This window comes from Neisseria sp. P0001.S005 (assembly GCF_051963715.1).
Genome location: NZ_JBQCTZ010000660.1, coordinates 1 through 415, shown reverse-complemented (window position 1 = coordinate 415; position 415 = coordinate 1). Strand labels below are relative to the sequence as shown.

The following is a 415-nucleotide window of genomic DNA, read 5'->3' as shown; positions in this document are numbered from 1 at the left end:
TGTGATCAGGCCGTCTGAATCGATTTTGAGGAAAAGTTCGGGAGAAAAACACAAAGTCCACGCTTCCTGCCCTGCCCTGTCGGGCAGACAAGACAAAACGGCATACGGCACAGGCTGGCGCAAACGGCGGTAAAGCTGAATCGGATTGCCGTACGTTTGCAGGTACAGGCGAGCGGTGTAATTGATTTGATAAGTATCGCCGCGGCGGATGGCTTCGTGGATTTGACGGATATGCTCGAGATAATCGGCTTCGGATACGGAGAATCGGGGAGTGGAGATGCCTGCCTCAAGGCCGTCTGAATGATTGTCCAGCCAGCTTTCGGCATCGATTTCAGAATAATCGGCAAACCAGTGCAAACGCAAATTGCCACTGCGCGCGGATGAAATATCCATCAGTGGCAATCCGAATTCGTAG

General features: G+C 52.3%; 1 protein-coding gene. It reads right to left on the bottom strand.

What is annotated here, in order from left to right; genetic code table 11:
- Positions 1-415, bottom strand: a 415-nt coding sequence (locus ACTHSP_RS22250) for a chorismate-binding protein (protein WP_440347041.1), incomplete at both ends; no start/stop codon positions are given.